The organism is Photorhabdus akhurstii, from assembly GCF_018448925.1.
Classification (GTDB): Bacteria; Pseudomonadota; Gammaproteobacteria; order Enterobacterales; family Enterobacteriaceae; genus Photorhabdus; species Photorhabdus akhurstii.
This window is the reverse complement of sequence record NZ_RCWE01000004.1, coordinates 110,286-125,878: the sequence shown is the minus strand read 5'-3', so window position 1 is coordinate 125,878 and position 15,593 is coordinate 110,286. Positions and strand designations below refer to the sequence as shown.

Here is a 15,593-nt window from a genome sequence, read left to right as displayed (position 1 = left end):
TATGAATAATAAGTAACTTATTCCAAACGAAGAATCGTAGATGGGATAAATAATACCAATAATTACAATGAATTATAGTAATTTTAAAATATATAGCGATTATATAAATGAATTCCTATTCAATATTAACATGCCTTAAATTGTTCTAAGTTTAAGCAAATTATCTCTTGCAAAGGGCTAGTCTATTCTATAATTGGATTAATTCATATTAACTACTTAGTAGTCGGATGAGATTTGGCCATAAGAGGCCAATAAAAAGGGCCTTTCGGCCCAAGTAATCGTTTGCGCAATTAGTCTAAAATAACGCCAATACGGCGCGCTACTTCTTCATACGCTTCAATCAGGCCACCAAGGCTTTGGCGGAAGCGATCTTTATCCATTTTGTTCAAAGTCTCTTTGTCCCACAAACGGCTACCATCAGGAGAGAATTCATCTCCCAGAACTACCTGGCCTTTGAACAAACCAAATTCCAGTTTGAAGTCAACCAGAATTAAACCCGCATCATCAAACAATTTGCTCAATACTTCATTGGCCTTGTAGCTCAATTCCTTCATTTCAGCCAGATGTTCTTTGCTAACCCAACCAAAAGTTTCACAATAAGACTCATTCACCATTGGATCGTGCTTAGCATCATTTTTCAGAAACAGATCGAACAGAGGTGGATTCAATACCAAACCTTCTTCAACACCAAGGCGTCTAACTAATGAGCCCGCAGCCCGATTGCGAATAACACATTCAACCGGCACCATATCCAGCTTTTTAACTAATACCTCAGTGTCCGATAACAGCCGTTCCATTTGTGTCGGAATCCCTGCTTCTGCCAATTTGCTCATAATGAAATGGTTAAATTTATTGTTCACCATCCCTTTACGATCAAACTGTTCAATACGTTCGCCATCCAATGCTGATGTATCATTACGGAACTCCAGCACGAGCAAATCAGGATCATCCGTGGTATACACCGTTTTTGCCTTTCCACGATACAACTCAGCTTTTTTTTGCATCTTATATCTCCAGAGATATTACTACTGTATAAATACCATAGATAAATAATAAAACAGATTGTCGATAAAATCCTGTCCAAAGGGCTGATTTTTTCTATAGTTATCTGGTTAGTATAAAAAACAGCCAAACATCATGCTAAAAAACTTCCTCTATTCCCTAATCAGTTTCAAGGCAAGCTGATAACCTTCGAAAAACTTACCCTAAAAGTCCATCCGGTAAGTAAAGCTAATAAAAAAATTAATCGATTCTGCATTTCTAAATTACTAAGCAGTTACAAAACCAAAATATCGTCAATACCTTAGCAGTATGCTAACCAGCGGTAGTAAGCGATATTAACTTGAATTTCCGGAGTCTTAGGAAGAAATTACATGAAGGGGACATTCTTAACACAGCGCTAGGTCAATAAGCTGGCCTGCATACATATGCAGGCTTTTTTTCAGTGAATCCCATGCAAAGCATTTTCTGCTTTGACCGAAAGGGGGGTAAATTGATCCGCTCTCAGTTCTGTCAGCGCATAGAGGAGGCGTCCCATCCTGCCATTACCATCAGTGAAACCGTGAAAACCGACGACAGCAGCAAAAAGCTGTTTCCCAATCTGGGGATCTGCTTTATCCAATGTCTCCAAATGCTGTGCCAGCATTGCTGCACCACCTATACTAGAAGGAAGACTCCCGCCGCTGATTGCTGGACCGCGATAATCACGCTCTATGTTGGGAACTAATCTATGATGAAGTTCCTTGAGGACTTGGCTATCAGTCAGATCTTTGCCGTTATGGGTATACTCCTTGAGTAGCGCTGTGAAGTTACTCCACTCATTCCCCCCCGAAGTCGATGCCTTAAGTATCCAAGCCGCAGCCCGATCAACATTATCAGTTAATTTACCTGGGTTATAAAACTCTTCAGAAAGTGTTTCTGCATAAATGCCTTGGCTAAGATCTTGGCCTCTTATTGCTTCTTGATGATGTTGGGCCGCCAGTAAGTTCTTCTCTTCCATCATCAAAACTGGCTCAAGACTGGCAACAGCATTAGCAGCCGAAGATTGCTTACGCAATTGTTCAAGGCTGACAAAAGACTGTTGGGGGGCAACCAATTTGTTGGTCAATTGAGCTGTTGCCTGGCGCCCCATCAAATCCTGTAATTTTTTACCAGTTTCTGTATTTTGTAGCGATTCTGACATAGTACGCTGTAGTAAAAGCGTATGTTCAGCCAACATGGCTTCTGTCATTTTATGTGTATCCACCGTCCTTAATTTTTCTAGTACTTGTTCTGGTGTCTGCAAATTACCATCCTTAAACAACATACGAGCATGGCTGACCGAATCTGTACTCTGTAAACGCTGTTGCTGTGCCCCCTCTGTAGAAAAGAGGGTTTTAGTCACCTCTTTGGCTACTGAAGCACTACTGCCATGTAAGAAAAATTTACTTACCCCTTCAAGGAAACGGGCAAAGTGATTTCCTTTTGGGTGCGTACGCAGAACCTGTTGCAGATCTGCATTAATATGGTATTCACGGCCAGCAATTTGCAGTTTACCTTCGCTACGAACCTGTTCTTGTATTTGTGGCGAGGCATGTTGTAATACAGCAAGATTCTTAAATTCGATCATAAATCATTCTCCTGTCATAAGACGATTGCAAGGTACTTTTCTGTGATAGTGACGATGGAAATTTATTTGCCCAAGTAATAAATTCAGACAATTCATGCTCCAACTTATTGGCCGTTAGATGTAGTAAGGGCAATATTTTATACGCAACAACCCCAAGCTCCTGATGCCAACCAATACCAGGTAGCCGGTTATTTAATGGATTAAGTGCTGTATTGAGCAAATAACGAAGAGTATCAGCATCTGCTGAATCTGGAAGTACCATATCTATTTGGCAAATAATGACTAAATGTTCTTCCTGGCGACGCAAAATAACAGGCAGAGAGTTATCGACAAGTAAGAAGCAATTCCCCTCTTCATCAAAGGAGAGTCCATTCATGCCTAACTTAGTTGCCAGTTCGGTCATTAATATATTAGTGAAATGATCATTCATAGTAGAGAAAGGAAAATCAATGATTTTGATGACAGGATTTTAAGCTTTCAGAAATATGATGACTGTCAGATATAGTCTATCTTTTGTATATTAGCAATCGGTATTAGGCAGTTACAGATAAATTCACAATTGATTATCGAGGATTCGAGGAAAAATTGCGTTGGGAACCTTCTTAATCTCGTGCCAAACTCGTTTTTTATATAAAAACCAAAACGCTAGCTAGACAGCCAGCGCTTTGTCAATAATCCGAGGGCTTTTCACCCCTTTATTAAACCTATAATCCCGTTGTCTGGCTAAAAGCGGCTTTCAACGCTGCAACTAATTCATCATTTTGTGATTGGGTCAACGGTTTACCTTTATCACTAATAAATTGTAAACTGCTCCGGTTATTCAAATCACCAACCTGTAATTTGTAATCACCTTCACTAATGGATGGTTCACTAACACCCATTGATTTCCAGCTAGATGAACTGAGGCTTTTATAAGTCACAGTGATAGCCCCTGTTGAACGGCTGCGGCTACCCACTTTCATGCCTACTTTTTCCAATGCTGCCGGTAATCGATCCCAAACAATATTATATGGCGCACGAACAATTATCTGAGGCAATCCAGATGTGTCACCGCCACTCTGTACATCCAATGGACCTAGATTACGCGCCACGGCATCATCGCTAACGCGTTCGCGCTGCTGGTTTACACCTTCAATTAATTCATTGAGCATCAGTGAGTTATAACGCTGGATTTCAATAGGATCAGTGACCTGTTGATCACCTTGTCTCAGCCCTTCATTAGTCACGGATAACTCAATTTGATAGCTCTGGCGTGCAACACTAATACGATGACGAGTCTGATATGAAACATTTTCATCTGCACGCGGCCAATCGATCCAATCAGTTGTCAATGTCTGGCTAGCATCATCGCGTTGGCTAACTTGATAACCTTTTTTCAACAAAACATTGTTAATCTGTGACCACAAATGGCTATTCTCAGGCGTGTCTTCAAGTAGCAACTTACTGCTCTTGGCACTGTTTTCAGTACGGGAACCACTCAACAGGGCTAATGTTTGAGATGGCGGGCGAACATCAAGCGCTTTCCCAACCTGCCCTTTAGAGGCTATTGCTGGAATATCATATTCACCATTCTGCAATGGCAATGCCATACCCGCAGGAACTTTCAACGCCTTCAGGGGAGGTGTTTCAAGATATGTGTCATCATCATTGACTTGGCGTTTATAGCTCTGGTCATTAGAACAGGCGGCCAGTAACACGACAAGTGACATACCAGCAACCTTTATCACCTTCGATTTTTGCAACAATATTGCCATTAAAATTCCCTAAATTTTACAGTAATCCGGCCGTTTTCAAGGCTTTTTCAACTGAGACTTTTCCTGCATCTGTCAATGGCGTCATCGGCAAACGCACGGTGTCATCAGCAATCAAACCCAATTTGTAACATCCCCATTTAACTGGAATCGGATTAGGTTCAACAAATAGCTGACGATGTAAATCCATCAGGCGATTATTCACCTTACGCGCCTCTGCAAACTGGCCGTTTAATGCCAATTCACAAAACTTAGCAACATCAGGCGCTGCAATGTTTGCAGTAACAGAAATAACCCCCTTACCACCAAGCTGGATAAAATCCAACCCACTTGCATCATCACCACTCAATAAGATGAAACTATCATCATTAACCAATTCTTGGATTTGACTGACACGATTTAAGTTCCCTGTAGCTTCTTTAATTGCGACAATATTTTTAATTTTCGCCAAACGCGCTACAGTTGACGGCAGCAGATCACACCCGGTACGAGAAGGCACATTATACAGAATTTGTGGTAAATCCGTATTTTCAGCAATCGTTTTAAAATGCTGATATAAACCTTCTTGCGACGGCTTATTATAATAAGGCGTTACCGTTAGGCAACCAACAACACCACTGTTTTCAAAACGTTTCGTTAGGGATATTGCCTCAGCAGTCGCATTTGCACCTGTTCCGGCAATAACCGGAATACGCCCATCCGCCAATTCTACGGTTGTCAAAACAACATCACCGTGCTCATCATGACTCAATGTGGCTGATTCTCCGGTTGTTCCTACCGAGACTATCGCTGATGTCCCACTAGCAACATGGTAATCGATTAGCTTTTTCAAACTGACCTTATCAACCTGACCATTTGTATCCATTGGTGTTACCAGCGCAACAATGCTGCCTGTAAATTCAAATCTCCCGCTAGACATTACATTACCCCCTATACAAACAAGAACTCAATGGTACTTTTTAGTCATCCAGAAGGAAACTATTTAACACGGAATTTCAATGAATTTTGTTAATACCAGATAACCTCCATTAAAAAGAAATGATAATCAAAGTAATTTGTTGAAATTCAATGTCAGTGAATGGGAACACAATATGGGAACACAATAGAACAACTTTATGGGAACACAATAGAACAACTTTGGTGCAATTGGCCTTGGCAGTATAGCCTTTTTATGTTTATGTTTACCTTAACGAAACCATAGCAGAGAAGGAAAAGTGACTTTGCCACAATCACAACAACATTTTCTCGTTATAACCGCTTTAGGCGCTGACCGTCCTGGCATCGTCAACACCATTACTCGTCTTGTGAGTGAGTGTGGTTGTAACATTGAAGACAGCCGCTTAGCCATGTTTGGTGAGGAATTCACCTTCATTATGCTGCTTTCCGGTAGCTGGAACGCTATCACAATGATTGAATCTTCACTGCCACAGAAAGGAGCCGAGCTCGATCTTCTTATCGTCATGAAACGCACAAAGTGCGATGCCCATACAACATTTCCTTCCACGGTTTCCGTTAAGGTCGATGTTGATGATTCACCCGGCATTGTCGAGCAGTTTACCAATCTATTTACCACACAAGATTTTAATATTGCTGAACTGGTATCAAAAACACATCCACCGGAAAGCAATATCCCTGCTCGGTTGCAGATCCAGATTACTGCCCATAGTCTATTAGAGGATGACGGCATAATTATTAAGCAGGCGTTTAATAAGCTATGTACAGATCTAAATGCACAAGGCAGTATTAGTATTCTTGAACCACTTTAGTTGAAAGATTAAACGGAGAATACGGGATGAACCCACTGAAAGCCGGTGATAAGGCCCCTCAGTTCAGCCTTCCTGACCAAGATGGAGAAACAATCAATTTATCTGATTTCGAAGGTCAGCGTGTTTTAGTCTATTTTTACCCTAAAGCAATGACTCCTGGTTGTACTGTACAAGCTTGTGGTCTGCGCGATGAAATGGATACATTAAAGGCATCCGGTGTTGAAGTGCTAGGCATCAGCACAGACACCCCAAGTAAATTGTCACGCTTTGTGGAGAAAGAAATGCTGAACTTCACATTGTTGTCCGATGAGGATCATCAAGTTGCTGAACAGTTTGGTGTCTGGGGCGAGAAACAATTTATGGGAAAAACCTATGACGGTATGCACCGTATCAGTTTCCTGATCGATACCAACGGCAATATTGAGCACGTTTTTGATAAATTTAAGACCAGTGATCACCACCAAGTCGTGGTGGATTATCTGAAACAGCATCCTTAAATAGAAAATGCTTCAAAATTTAATCACGCTCATTTAACAGCTCAAGATGCCAAAGGCAAGTACGGGAGGGATATCCCCATCCCGTGCTTCTTCTAATACGGGTACCAGTATCATTAAAAATAGATTTACTCTTTTATTTCATCGTCCTCTGTTATAACTATCTCTTCCGGCCATGCATGGATCACCGCCTTAATCAGCGTCGCCAGCGGAATAGCAAAAAATACGCCCCAGAATCCCCACAAACCACCAAAAGTAATCACAGAAAGAATGATTACCAAAGGGTGCAAGTTCACCGCTTCGGAGAATAAAATCGGCACCAGCAAATTACCATCCAGCCCCTGAACGACCAAATAAGCAATAATCAAGGTCCAGAAATCTGTCCCGACTCCCCATTGAAATAGCGCGACCAATACAACAGGAATCGTGACAATCAGCGCCCCCACATAAGGAATTAACACTGATAGCCCGACCAAAACAGAAAGCAGCAATGAATAATCCAATCCAAGAAAGGCAAACACCGCATAGGTACAAATACCGACGATCGCCATCTCGGTGACTTTACCCCGAATATAGTTAGTAATTTGTTGATTCACCTCGCGCCATACCTGTCCGGCCAAAATGCGGTTACGCGGCAGGACCCGTTGCAATGCTTGCAGCATCTGGGTTTTATCTTTTAATAAGAAAAAGGCCATCAACGGCACAAGAATCAGATAGATAGCCAGCGTTAATAAACCAATCAATGAAGCCACCGAAAACTTCACCACAGATTCCCCGGCAGTTGAAATCTTACTACGCAGATTTTCAGCCATCACATCAATGATGCCAGCATCAACCAAAACCGGATAACGGGCCGGTAATGTTTGGGCATATTCATTAAACCGATTAAGCATATTGGGTATATCTGACAACAGATTAATCCCCTGCTGCCATGCGGTTGGCGCTACAATAAAGATAACCAACAAACTAATACCGGAAAAAATAATCAGCACAATACAAACAGCCACTGTGCGCGAACATCCCAACCTTTCAAGTTTAGCCGTTGGCCATTCCAGCAAGTAGGCAAGAACAATCGCTACCAGCAAAGGCGCCAAAATGCCATGTAAGAAATAAATAATGCAAAACCCTGCTAAAAGGATGACAAATAACGCAATAACTTGCGGATCAGTAAACCGACGGCGATACCACTGTATAATCATATCCAGCATTGACCAGGCTCCTTGATAGCAATATTCATATTTCTATTTTTCTTAAAAATTGTACTAATTGATTAATTTTAAGGTACCCTTATTTATCATACACGCATTATCTAAGACGATGGCCAAATGAGAGCACTTTTGTTTTATGAAAATAATGTCTAATCAATCTCTGACAGCAATATTAATCAATACATTATTGCTCACAAGTCCCCCTGTTCTCAGCGCCTCTATTGAAGATTCATTACCGGATATCGGCACCACGGCAGGTTCAGTCCTGAGCATCAATCAGGAACTAGCAATGGGAGATTTTTACGTTCGCCAGATGCGTGACAACGCTCCGCTGATTTATGACCCATTGTTAACACAATATATTAATGCCATTGGACAGAGGTTAGTGGCTCATGCTGACTCGGTTAAAACGCCTTTCCATTTCTATCTGATTGATAACCCGAATATCAACGCTTACGCTTTCTTTGGCGGAAATGTGGTACTCCATGCCGCACTTTTTCGTTATAGCCGTAATGAAAGCGAGCTTGCCTCCGTAATGGCTCACGAAATTTCTCACGTCACTCAACGCCACCTGGCACGAATGATGGAAGATCAACAACGTACAGCACCGCTAGCCTGGGCAGGCACGTTGGGTTCTATCCTTTTGCTAATGGCTAACCCGCAAGCAGGGATGGCAGCCCTCAGTGGTACTCTTGCCGGTGTACAACAAGGCATGATCAGTTTTACTCAATCCAATGAACAAGAAGCTGATCGTATTGGCATGCAGACACTACGTAAAGCTGGCTTTGATCCTCAAGGTATGCCAGCTTTTATGCAAATCATGGTAGATCAAACCCGTTACAGTTCTAAACCACCGGAAATGTTACTCACTCACCCGTTACCTGACAGCCGCCTTGCTGATGCGCGTAACCGCGCTAATCAATATCCGGCCCAGAACATTCCACAATCTCAAGATTTTCTGTTCGCCAGAATCCGTGTTATGGGCATGTACAGCACAGAGCAACGCGGCTATCTTGAGCAAATTTTAGAAAATTACCGTAGAGGCACAGCTAAAGAGCAACTTGCCGCCGCTTATGGCCGGGCAATCTTGCTTTCTCAAGATAAAAAATACACTGAGGCACGGGCTATTTTGGAACCACTGTTAGCAAAACAACCGGATAATGTCTGGTTTATTGACACAATGACTGATATCGACATTGAACAGAACCGAATTGCTCAAGCTATCACCCGGTTACAGAACGCCTTGCAAAAACAAAAGGACAATTTGGTATTACAAATTAATCTTGCTAATGCGCTTATTCACGCAAAACAATATCAACAAGCTTTAAAGCTGCTCCACCGCTATACATTCAATAACCCAGATGATCCAAACGGTTGGCGCCTGATGGCCGAAGCCGCCGCCAAACAAGGCAAACGCCATGAAGAACTATCAGCATATGCTGAAGAAATGGCACTTCGCGGTCAATTTGACAATGCCATCAAGTATCTCAGTAGTGCCAGCGCACTCGTAAAATTAGGCAGTTACGATCAAGCACGTTATGATGCTCGTATCGATCAATTACGCCAGCTACAACAGCGTTACAGTCAATACAAACGTTAAGGAATTCTCATGCAACAGGTGACGATCTATCATAATCCCCGCTGCTCCAAAAGCCGTGAAACTTTAGCTCTTATTGAAGAACGGGGAATTAAACCACAGATTATTCTCTATCTGGAGGCTCCTCTCACTGTAGAGCAATTATCCGTTCTGCTAGAACAGCTTGGTTTCCATGATGCACGCCAATTGATGAGAACGAAAGAAGATCTATACAAGGAGTTGAATCTGGCTGATGAAAAACTCACTCAGCATGATTTACTGAAAGCGATGATTGCCAATCCTAAACTGATTGAACGCCCAATCGTCGTTTGCGGTGATAAAGCTAAACTTGGGCGCCCACCGGAAAAAGTAAAAGAACTTCTTGATTGATAAGAATAGATATGATGATGGTCACACCACCATCATCATCTTCAAAGATGCAAAATATCTTTCACAAATGGAATCGTCAGCTTACGCTGGGCCACTATCGAAGCGTGATCTAACTGATTTAATGCCATAAACAGAGTCCGCATTTCTCTGTCCAATCTTTTCAGTAAAAAGCGACCTACATCTTCTGGCAATTCAAAGCCGCGTAACTTCGCTCGCAATTGCAAAGCTTGTAATTTCTCATCATCGGAAAGCGGTTGTAATTTATAAATTTGCCCCCAATCCAGACGAGAAGCCAAATCAGGTAACTTAAGATTAATCTGGCGAGGTGGGCGATCGCCGCTAATAAGCAAACAAGTGCGGCCAATCTCCAGAATGCGATTATAAAGATTGAAAATCGCCATTTCCCACTCTTCATCACCAGCAATACTCTCAATATTATCGATACAAACCAGTGATAAGTGTTCCATGCCATCAAGCACCTCAGGGATAAAATAGGCACGTTTATCCAGCGGAACATAACCCACAGCTTCATCTTTCAGGGACAACTCAGCACAGGCGGCATGCAACAAATGACTTCGGCCCCCACTGTCACGGGACCAAAAATAAATATAGCTGCCATGCGGCTGATTAATGGCCAATTTGATTGCAGCTAACAGGGTGGCATTTTCCCCCGGAAAGAAACTGGCAAAAGTTTCATCATCGGGAAGATACAAAGGTAACGAAAGCTGCGATGGTGTGTTCAGAAGCACCTCAAACAGAGCTGGTAATAAACGCCAACAAGTTTATCACAGAAAATAGTTGTAAATGAACTGTATAGGTAAAGAATAAAAAAACTATTTTTAGGATTCAATAAGTTAAATCCATTCCAGTCCCAGAAGCGCATAATATCTCGTCATAGCACAGAACGACTCGCAAATTCCTATAAAATATTCCTCATGTAAGAGCAGGAAAAATCTAAGTTTTCAGTCCTATGTTATTTAAGAATTATGTTATTTAAGAGCTATATTATTTAAGAAAAAGCCATCAGATAGTGAGTTTTATTCATTCTTAGCAGAGATCAATGTAATAGCTCCTTACTGATAATAAAAAGGCGATGATAGTGATAATCCTTATCATGACCCCAGCAATAATTAGCCCAGGTTCCATAGAAGTCATCCCACGAGGTAATCAGGTTCAGTGGACGTTCCTCTTTAGTGCCATCAGAAACATACACATGATACCCACTAATGCTGATAGCTCAAGCAATCATACGCTCCCAAAACCTACGTCCATCTAGCGTTTGCTCACTGTCAGACACGACAATGGAGTATCTTTCAAGGAAAAATCTAAAAAACTCTTGTGGCAAACCTCGCACAGCCCCGTCATGTTGAGGAAGGACTGTACGCCACACAAGTATCTGTGTGCATGTTTTTTTTGATGGAACAAGTAATTCATTTATTTTTAACTTAACCTATTGAATTAAAATGATTATATTTATTTTGTGTCCCGATATTGACCACATGTCGAGAAATAGCCCTGATTTTCGGGGCTTTTAATATCCAAATTCAGGTAAGATAAAAAGTTCACGGAAACCCGTTTTGTCGTATGGGTTTCTACTACAAACAGAGGATAGATTTAATGAAAAAATATATCTGCACGCTATTTTTACTTGTACTGACATCATTCAGCGTTTTTGCACAATCAACCAATTACTCAGTTTTACAAAAATCAATGCGGTCATGGCAACCACTATCAATCAGTGATAGCGGAGATGTCATTACACTAACGATGGATGAAGGTCAGGTAACAAGCGACATTTATAAGTCAGTAATTAAGATGGGCGTATGTGGCCCAATCTGGCTGGGTGTCAAAAATTCATACTTGAAAAATACAAAAGAGATTCGTGTACTGAACAGACATAACTATATTGGCTATGTTTTTGAAAATCCACGTTCATCATGTGATGACGTCGGCAAAGCAACAGATGATAATGTTGATCTTATCATTTTATCTCACACTCACGGTCACATGAATCGATAATCTTTGTCAGTCTAAGAATAAGCCCAGTTTTCTGTCTCGGGCTTATTCGTTTTCAATCAGAATCCAAACCCTATTTGCTCATCACCGTAATGACTCGATGGAAATGCCATCTTTGGTAATTTAAAATTGGGCGGCAATTCTTGTTGATTGGGTGTACAGAGATAGCGTTCGACTGTTGTGATTGTTGTAAATGTACAGCCACAAAGTAGATTTTGGCATTGATGATAGCTGCGACGAGTTTCTTCACTCATCATTTCACTTGTGCGAGTTTTTGCTACAGCATTGCAGCGGGGACATATAAACGCCATGATATAGCCCTCTAATCAGGGGTTTGCTTAATATAAGCATATCATGACTTGTTATTATTTTTGCTATTTTCGTCACCCGCGCTCATTTCTGTATTCTTAATTTTTAATTCAAGTTCAAGTGAAGTTGTATAGCCACTGTCACCAATATTATGCACCACCCTCGTGATTACCCACCCTGATGAATCAATGACAGTTTTAAAGCCCATCACCTGAGCATACAGATCGGGATAAAGATCCGGGCGGCCTCTTGCGAGAGTAATGCTAAATTCGGCGGCTCCTCGTTGCAAAGCGGCCCATTTCGCCGCGGCAGCACGGCGGGCTATACGTTCTGTTTTGAATGTCTGGCGCATCACATACACATTTCCTTCGGCACCCTCTAAATAATCGCCCTCTTTTTTACTTGATGCTGTTGCCTTGGTTTTTGTGGATTTGTCAGACTGACTTTTACGCTTCATCGTTGTTGCGGGTTTTTTACCAAAATTCAAATCCAACCAAAATGCTTTAACACCGGTGTAGGCATCTCTATCGGCCAGGCTAAAATTATGCTTATCGCCAGATTCACGTTTGATTGTAATAACAGGCAGCGGCTTGCCACTGCGTGAAACGCCCTGACCGGGCACAATGAACAGCAACATGCCGTTTTTGATTGTTGCAATGGCACCGAGCATTTCCGCCATCCGGCTCAAAAAACTAATATCGCTTTCATTGGTCTGGTCGGCGTGATCAATTTCAATATTCATCAACTGACGACTGACGCCGGGCTTTAAATTGTATCGACCGGCAATGGCGCTCACGACTTTTGCAACGGTGATATCGTGCCAGCTATATTCTCGTTTGACATTGAATTCTTGTCTAAAGTCTGCGGACCTGGCAGTCACAGTTAACTGGTCAGGTGGGCCACCGTGACTAATTTCATCGACAGTGAAAAAGCCCTTGTGTATCAGCGGCTCCCCCTGCCAGCCAATTGCAACAGAAATCTCGACACCGCGTGGCGGTAATGCGACTTTACCGTCTGAATCGTCAATCACAAGCTCAAGCGTATCCGCTTCAAAACCCCGATTATCAGTCAATGAGAGTGAAATCAGTCGGTCATTCAGCGTGGTGATTTGTTGGCCGCCAATCATCAGATCAAAGGCCGGTTGCTTGATGTATTCACTCGCCATTAAATTATCAAGAAAACTCATTGCTTACTCAGTCCGATTTATTTCAGTTCATCATTGCCGCACGCGTGCGCGTAGACAATTGGCGGGCGTTGTCGCGGTTCCACGACACGCAGCACAACATGATTTTCTGTTGCCGAGCTATCACTATAGCAACATGTTCAATCATGAGAGTAAAAATCATGGCCGCTTTTCACCACGGCGTATCTGTTACAGAAACCACAAAACTCAGTACGCTAATCCGGGATATTGATACATCTATCATCGGTGTCGTTTGCACTGCGGATGACGCCGATCCTGCCCTGTTTCCGCTAGACACGCCAACCTTGGTAACGCGTATTAACAGTGTGATTGGTAAAGCCGGAAAAACCGGGACGTTATACACCACCTTGAAAGCCATTTCTGATCAGTGCAGCCCGAAAGTGATTGTTATTCGTGTTGCTGACGCAGCGAAACAAAAGTCAGGCGAAGATGCCAAAACACAAGATCAGCTTGTTATTGGTGGTGTTGGAGCTGATGGACGTTATACCGGCCTGTATGCGCTATTAACAGCGGAATCAAACGTAGGTGAACATCCACGGATTCTAGCGGCTCCCGGACTTGATACGCAGCCCGTCGCGGCTCAACTAGCGATATTTGCTGAGAAGTTGCGAGCATTTGCATATATCGGCGCAAATGGCAATAAGACGCTTGCTGACGTGAAGAAGTATCGCGAAAACTTCAATCAGCGTGAACTGATGGTGATTTATCCCGACTTCATTACTTACAACAGCCAGTCAGGAAAAAATGAAACTATTCCGGCTACGGCGTTTGCCCTAGGACTGAGGGCACGTATTGATGCAGATCAAGGCTGGCATAAGTCCCTGTCAAACGTGGCCGTTAATGGCGTTGTCGGTATTTCCGCAGATATTTGGTGGACACTCCAAGGCGCAGATACTGACGCTAACGATCTCAATAGCAAGGGCATAACCACACTGATTAAAAGAGATGGTTTCCGTTTTTGGGGTAATCGTACTTGTGACAGTGAAACCTACTTTTTTGAAGTCTACACCCGGACGGCGCAGATCTTGGCAGATATGATTGCCGAAGCCCATTTCTCTTATATTGATAAAACGCTAACACCCTCTCTCATCAAAGACGTGATCGATGGAATCAACAGGAAAGGGGTACAGCTTGTCACAGAAGGGAAGCTATTGGGTTTTGAATGCTGGTATGACCCGGCAGACAATCCGAAAGAAAGCTTACGGGATGGTAAAGCGCATATTCGTTATAAATATACGCCGGTACCGCCATTAGAAAATCTGCAATTAACGCAAACTTTCACTGACGAATATTTTGCCGTCTTTAACCAGTTGGGTTAATTAAGAGGAATACACAATGGGTATGCCAAAAAAGTTATTCATGTTTGATACGTATATCAACGGTCAAACTTATTTGGGGCAAGTTGAAGAAGTTACTACGCCGAAATTGTCATTAAAAACTGAGGATTATCAAGGGGCCGGGATGCCGGGATCTGTTGCCGTACTCGTTGGCATGGATGGCGGGGCCCTTGATATGGATGTGACGATGGGTGGCATTGAAGCGGCATTATTGAAAACATGGGGCGGCACGCTTGACAGTCTGCAATTGCGCTTCGCGGGTTCTTATTACGATGACGCCACCGGGCAAACTATCGCGTGTGAAATTCAGACACGCGGCCGTTTTACAGAACTGGACTGGGGTTCTGCAAAAGCCGGTGACAACACTCAGCATAAATACACGCTGAAAAACACGTATTGCAAAGTCACTATTGATAATAGTGAAGTGTTTGAAGTCGACATGTTGAACTTGGTTTGGAAAGTCGACGGCAAAGACTTACTTGAACAACACCGGGCCAATATCGGCCATTAATCTACTCATCTACTTAAAATCAATGGCCGTCATTACATAGCCAATTGCAGGAGATTGAACCATGTCAAAAACAATTACCCTTTCAGAGCCATTAGAACGTCACAACGGGGAAAAAATTACAGAGGTTGTTATCACTGACACGATGAAGCAAGTCGGTGCGTTGCGCGGACTAAAATTGTATGACGTGATGACCAGTGATGTGAACTCGCTTATCACTCTGTTACCACGCGTAACGCAGCCGCGTTTGACAGAAGCAGAGATTAATAGCATGGGTATTCAGGATTTCACGCAACTGGCGAGCGGTGTTGCTGATTTTTTAGCGCCGAGCTCGGAAGTCGATACGACACAAGCACAGGACGAAAAATAATTCCCTGTCCGCTTGTCGAAACCGACGAAATTATCGCGGATATCGCGACGGTTTTT

Annotated in this window: 17 protein-coding genes and 1 pseudogene; 8 read left to right on the top strand and 10 right to left on the bottom strand. The window is 42.6% G+C overall.

The features are described 5' to 3' along the window. Positions 1-290 precede the first annotated feature (290 nt). The 5 genes from purC to dapA all read right to left on the bottom strand — a co-directional run bounded on the left by purC (position 291) and on the right by dapA (position 5,278). Complete coding sequence (gene purC / locus EAE93_RS07250) at positions 291-1,004, bottom strand: phosphoribosylaminoimidazolesuccinocarboxamide synthase (RefSeq protein ID WP_036779728.1); 714 nt, start codon at positions 1,002-1,004, stop codon at positions 291-293. A gap of 437 nt (positions 1,005-1,441) precedes the next feature. After that, entirely contained in the window at positions 1,442-2,608 is a 1,167-nt protein-coding gene (locus EAE93_RS07245; RefSeq protein ID WP_036805173.1) for a VopS family T3SS effector adenosine monophosphate-protein transferase, read from the bottom strand. After that, on the bottom strand, positions 2,595-3,038 hold the full coding sequence (locus tag EAE93_RS07240; protein WP_214039402.1) for a type III secretion system chaperone: 444 nt from the start codon (positions 3,036-3,038) through the stop codon (positions 2,595-2,597). The genes EAE93_RS07245 and EAE93_RS07240 overlap by 14 nt, the downstream gene beginning before the upstream one ends. Before the next feature lie 274 nt (positions 3,039-3,312). After that, a complete protein-coding gene (gene bamC / locus EAE93_RS07235) occupies positions 3,313-4,362 on the bottom strand; it encodes an outer membrane protein assembly factor BamC (RefSeq protein WP_214039401.1) in 1,050 nt (349 codons plus the stop codon). A 16-nt stretch (positions 4,363-4,378) separates the two neighbouring features. After that, positions 4,379-5,278, bottom strand: coding sequence for a 4-hydroxy-tetrahydrodipicolinate synthase (gene dapA, locus EAE93_RS07230; protein WP_036805167.1), 900 nt, complete (start codon positions 5,276-5,278; stop codon positions 4,379-4,381). A gap of 301 nt (positions 5,279-5,579) precedes the next feature. Between dapA and EAE93_RS07225 the strand changes: the two genes are divergently transcribed. Then, complete coding sequence (locus EAE93_RS07225; RefSeq protein WP_036779720.1) at positions 5,580-6,125, top strand: glycine cleavage system transcriptional repressor; 546 nt, start codon at positions 5,580-5,582, stop codon at positions 6,123-6,125. A gap of 26 nt (positions 6,126-6,151) precedes the next feature. Next, a complete protein-coding gene (bcp, locus tag EAE93_RS07220) occupies positions 6,152-6,622 on the top strand; it encodes a thioredoxin-dependent thiol peroxidase (RefSeq protein ID WP_036779718.1) in 471 nt (156 codons plus the stop codon). Positions 6,623-6,747: 125 nt separating this feature from the next. Here bcp and EAE93_RS07215 read toward each other — a convergent pair whose 3' ends face one another. Beyond that, positions 6,748-7,827 carry an AI-2E family transporter gene (locus EAE93_RS07215; RefSeq protein WP_036779716.1) on the bottom strand — a complete coding sequence of 360 codons (1,080 nt, stop codon included), beginning with the start codon at positions 7,825-7,827 and terminating at the stop codon, positions 6,748-6,750. Positions 7,828-7,963: 136 nt separating this feature from the next. Between EAE93_RS07215 and bepA the strand changes: the two genes are divergently transcribed. Further along, positions 7,964-9,427 (top strand): beta-barrel assembly-enhancing protease, encoded by a 1,464-nt coding sequence (gene bepA / locus EAE93_RS07210; RefSeq protein WP_214039400.1) that lies wholly within the window; start codon positions 7,964-7,966, stop codon positions 9,425-9,427. A 9-nt stretch (positions 9,428-9,436) separates the two neighbouring features. After that, a complete protein-coding gene (gene arsC / locus EAE93_RS07205) occupies positions 9,437-9,793 on the top strand; it encodes an arsenate reductase (glutaredoxin) (protein ID WP_036805162.1) in 357 nt (118 codons plus the stop codon). Between the two features lie 41 nt (positions 9,794-9,834). Here arsC and hda read toward each other — a convergent pair whose 3' ends face one another. Continuing rightward, positions 9,835-10,542: a DnaA inactivator Hda gene (gene hda, locus EAE93_RS07200; RefSeq protein WP_011146972.1), complete on the bottom strand. Its 708-nt coding sequence runs from the start codon at positions 10,540-10,542 to the stop codon at positions 9,835-9,837. Positions 10,543-10,850: 308 nt separating this feature from the next. Then, positions 10,851-11,243 (bottom strand): annotated as a pseudogene (locus EAE93_RS07195) (hypothetical protein); the annotation flags it as partial. Positions 11,244-11,410: 167 nt separating this feature from the next. Between EAE93_RS07195 and EAE93_RS07190 the strand changes: the two are divergent. Next, the gene (locus tag EAE93_RS07190; protein ID WP_065390711.1) at positions 11,411-11,812 is read left to right on the top strand and encodes a hypothetical protein; all 402 of its coding nucleotides are present in this window, start codon (positions 11,411-11,413) and stop codon (positions 11,810-11,812) included. 56 nt (positions 11,813-11,868) lie between these two features. Here the strand turns inward: EAE93_RS07190 and EAE93_RS07185 are convergent, their stop codons facing one another. Then, the gene (locus EAE93_RS07185) at positions 11,869-12,120 is read right to left on the bottom strand and encodes an ogr/Delta-like zinc finger family protein (protein ID WP_214039399.1); all 252 of its coding nucleotides are present in this window, start codon (positions 12,118-12,120) and stop codon (positions 11,869-11,871) included. 41 nt (positions 12,121-12,161) lie between these two features. Next, entirely contained in the window at positions 12,162-13,304 is a 1,143-nt protein-coding gene (locus EAE93_RS07180) for a phage late control D family protein (RefSeq protein ID WP_214039398.1), read from the bottom strand. 143 nt (positions 13,305-13,447) lie between these two features. On the opposite strand from EAE93_RS07180, the gene EAE93_RS07175 reads away from it, so the two are divergent. From EAE93_RS07175 to EAE93_RS07165, 3 genes are all read left to right on the top strand, one after another. Next, positions 13,448-14,641 (top strand): phage tail sheath subtilisin-like domain-containing protein, encoded by a 1,194-nt coding sequence (locus EAE93_RS07175; RefSeq protein ID WP_214039486.1) that lies wholly within the window; start codon positions 13,448-13,450, stop codon positions 14,639-14,641. 16 nt (positions 14,642-14,657) lie between these two features. Beyond that, on the top strand, positions 14,658-15,170 hold the full coding sequence (locus tag EAE93_RS07170) for a phage major tail tube protein (RefSeq protein ID WP_214039397.1): 513 nt from the start codon (positions 14,658-14,660) through the stop codon (positions 15,168-15,170). Positions 15,171-15,231: 61 nt separating this feature from the next. After that, positions 15,232-15,537 (top strand): phage tail assembly protein, encoded by a 306-nt coding sequence (locus EAE93_RS07165; RefSeq protein ID WP_214039396.1) that lies wholly within the window; start codon positions 15,232-15,234, stop codon positions 15,535-15,537. Positions 15,538-15,593: the final 56 nt, after the last annotated feature.

Coding starts and splice junctions, on each gene's coding strand:
- EAE93_RS07215 (WP_036779716.1), bottom strand. CDS start 7,827: ATGCTGGATATGATTATACAGTGGTATCGCCGTCGGTTTACTGATCCG.
- bepA (WP_214039400.1), top strand. CDS start 7,964: ATGAAAATAATGTCTAATCAATCTCTGACAGCAATATTAATCAATACA.
- EAE93_RS07185 (WP_214039399.1), bottom strand. CDS start 12,120: ATGGCGTTTATATGTCCCCGCTGCAATGCTGTAGCAAAAACTCGCACA.
- EAE93_RS07190 (WP_065390711.1), top strand. CDS start 11,411: ATGAAAAAATATATCTGCACGCTATTTTTACTTGTACTGACATCATTC.
- EAE93_RS07170 (WP_214039397.1), top strand. CDS start 14,658: ATGGGTATGCCAAAAAAGTTATTCATGTTTGATACGTATATCAACGGT.
- EAE93_RS07175 (WP_214039486.1), top strand. CDS start 13,448: ATGAGAGTAAAAATCATGGCCGCTTTTCACCACGGCGTATCTGTTACA.
- purC (WP_036779728.1), bottom strand. CDS start 1,004: ATGCAAAAAAAAGCTGAGTTGTATCGTGGAAAGGCAAAAACGGTGTAT.
- dapA (WP_036805167.1), bottom strand. CDS start 5,278: ATGTCTAGCGGGAGATTTGAATTTACAGGCAGCATTGTTGCGCTGGTA.
- EAE93_RS07245 (WP_036805173.1), bottom strand. CDS start 2,608: ATGATCGAATTTAAGAATCTTGCTGTATTACAACATGCCTCGCCACAA.
- bcp (WP_036779718.1), top strand. CDS start 6,152: ATGAACCCACTGAAAGCCGGTGATAAGGCCCCTCAGTTCAGCCTTCCT.
- EAE93_RS07240 (WP_214039402.1), bottom strand. CDS start 3,038: ATGAATGATCATTTCACTAATATATTAATGACCGAACTGGCAACTAAG.
- EAE93_RS07180 (WP_214039398.1), bottom strand. CDS start 13,304: ATGAGTTTTCTTGATAATTTAATGGCGAGTGAATACATCAAGCAACCG.
- bamC (WP_214039401.1), bottom strand. CDS start 4,362: ATGGCAATATTGTTGCAAAAATCGAAGGTGATAAAGGTTGCTGGTATG.
- EAE93_RS07165 (WP_214039396.1), top strand. CDS start 15,232: ATGTCAAAAACAATTACCCTTTCAGAGCCATTAGAACGTCACAACGGG.
- arsC (WP_036805162.1), top strand. CDS start 9,437: ATGCAACAGGTGACGATCTATCATAATCCCCGCTGCTCCAAAAGCCGT.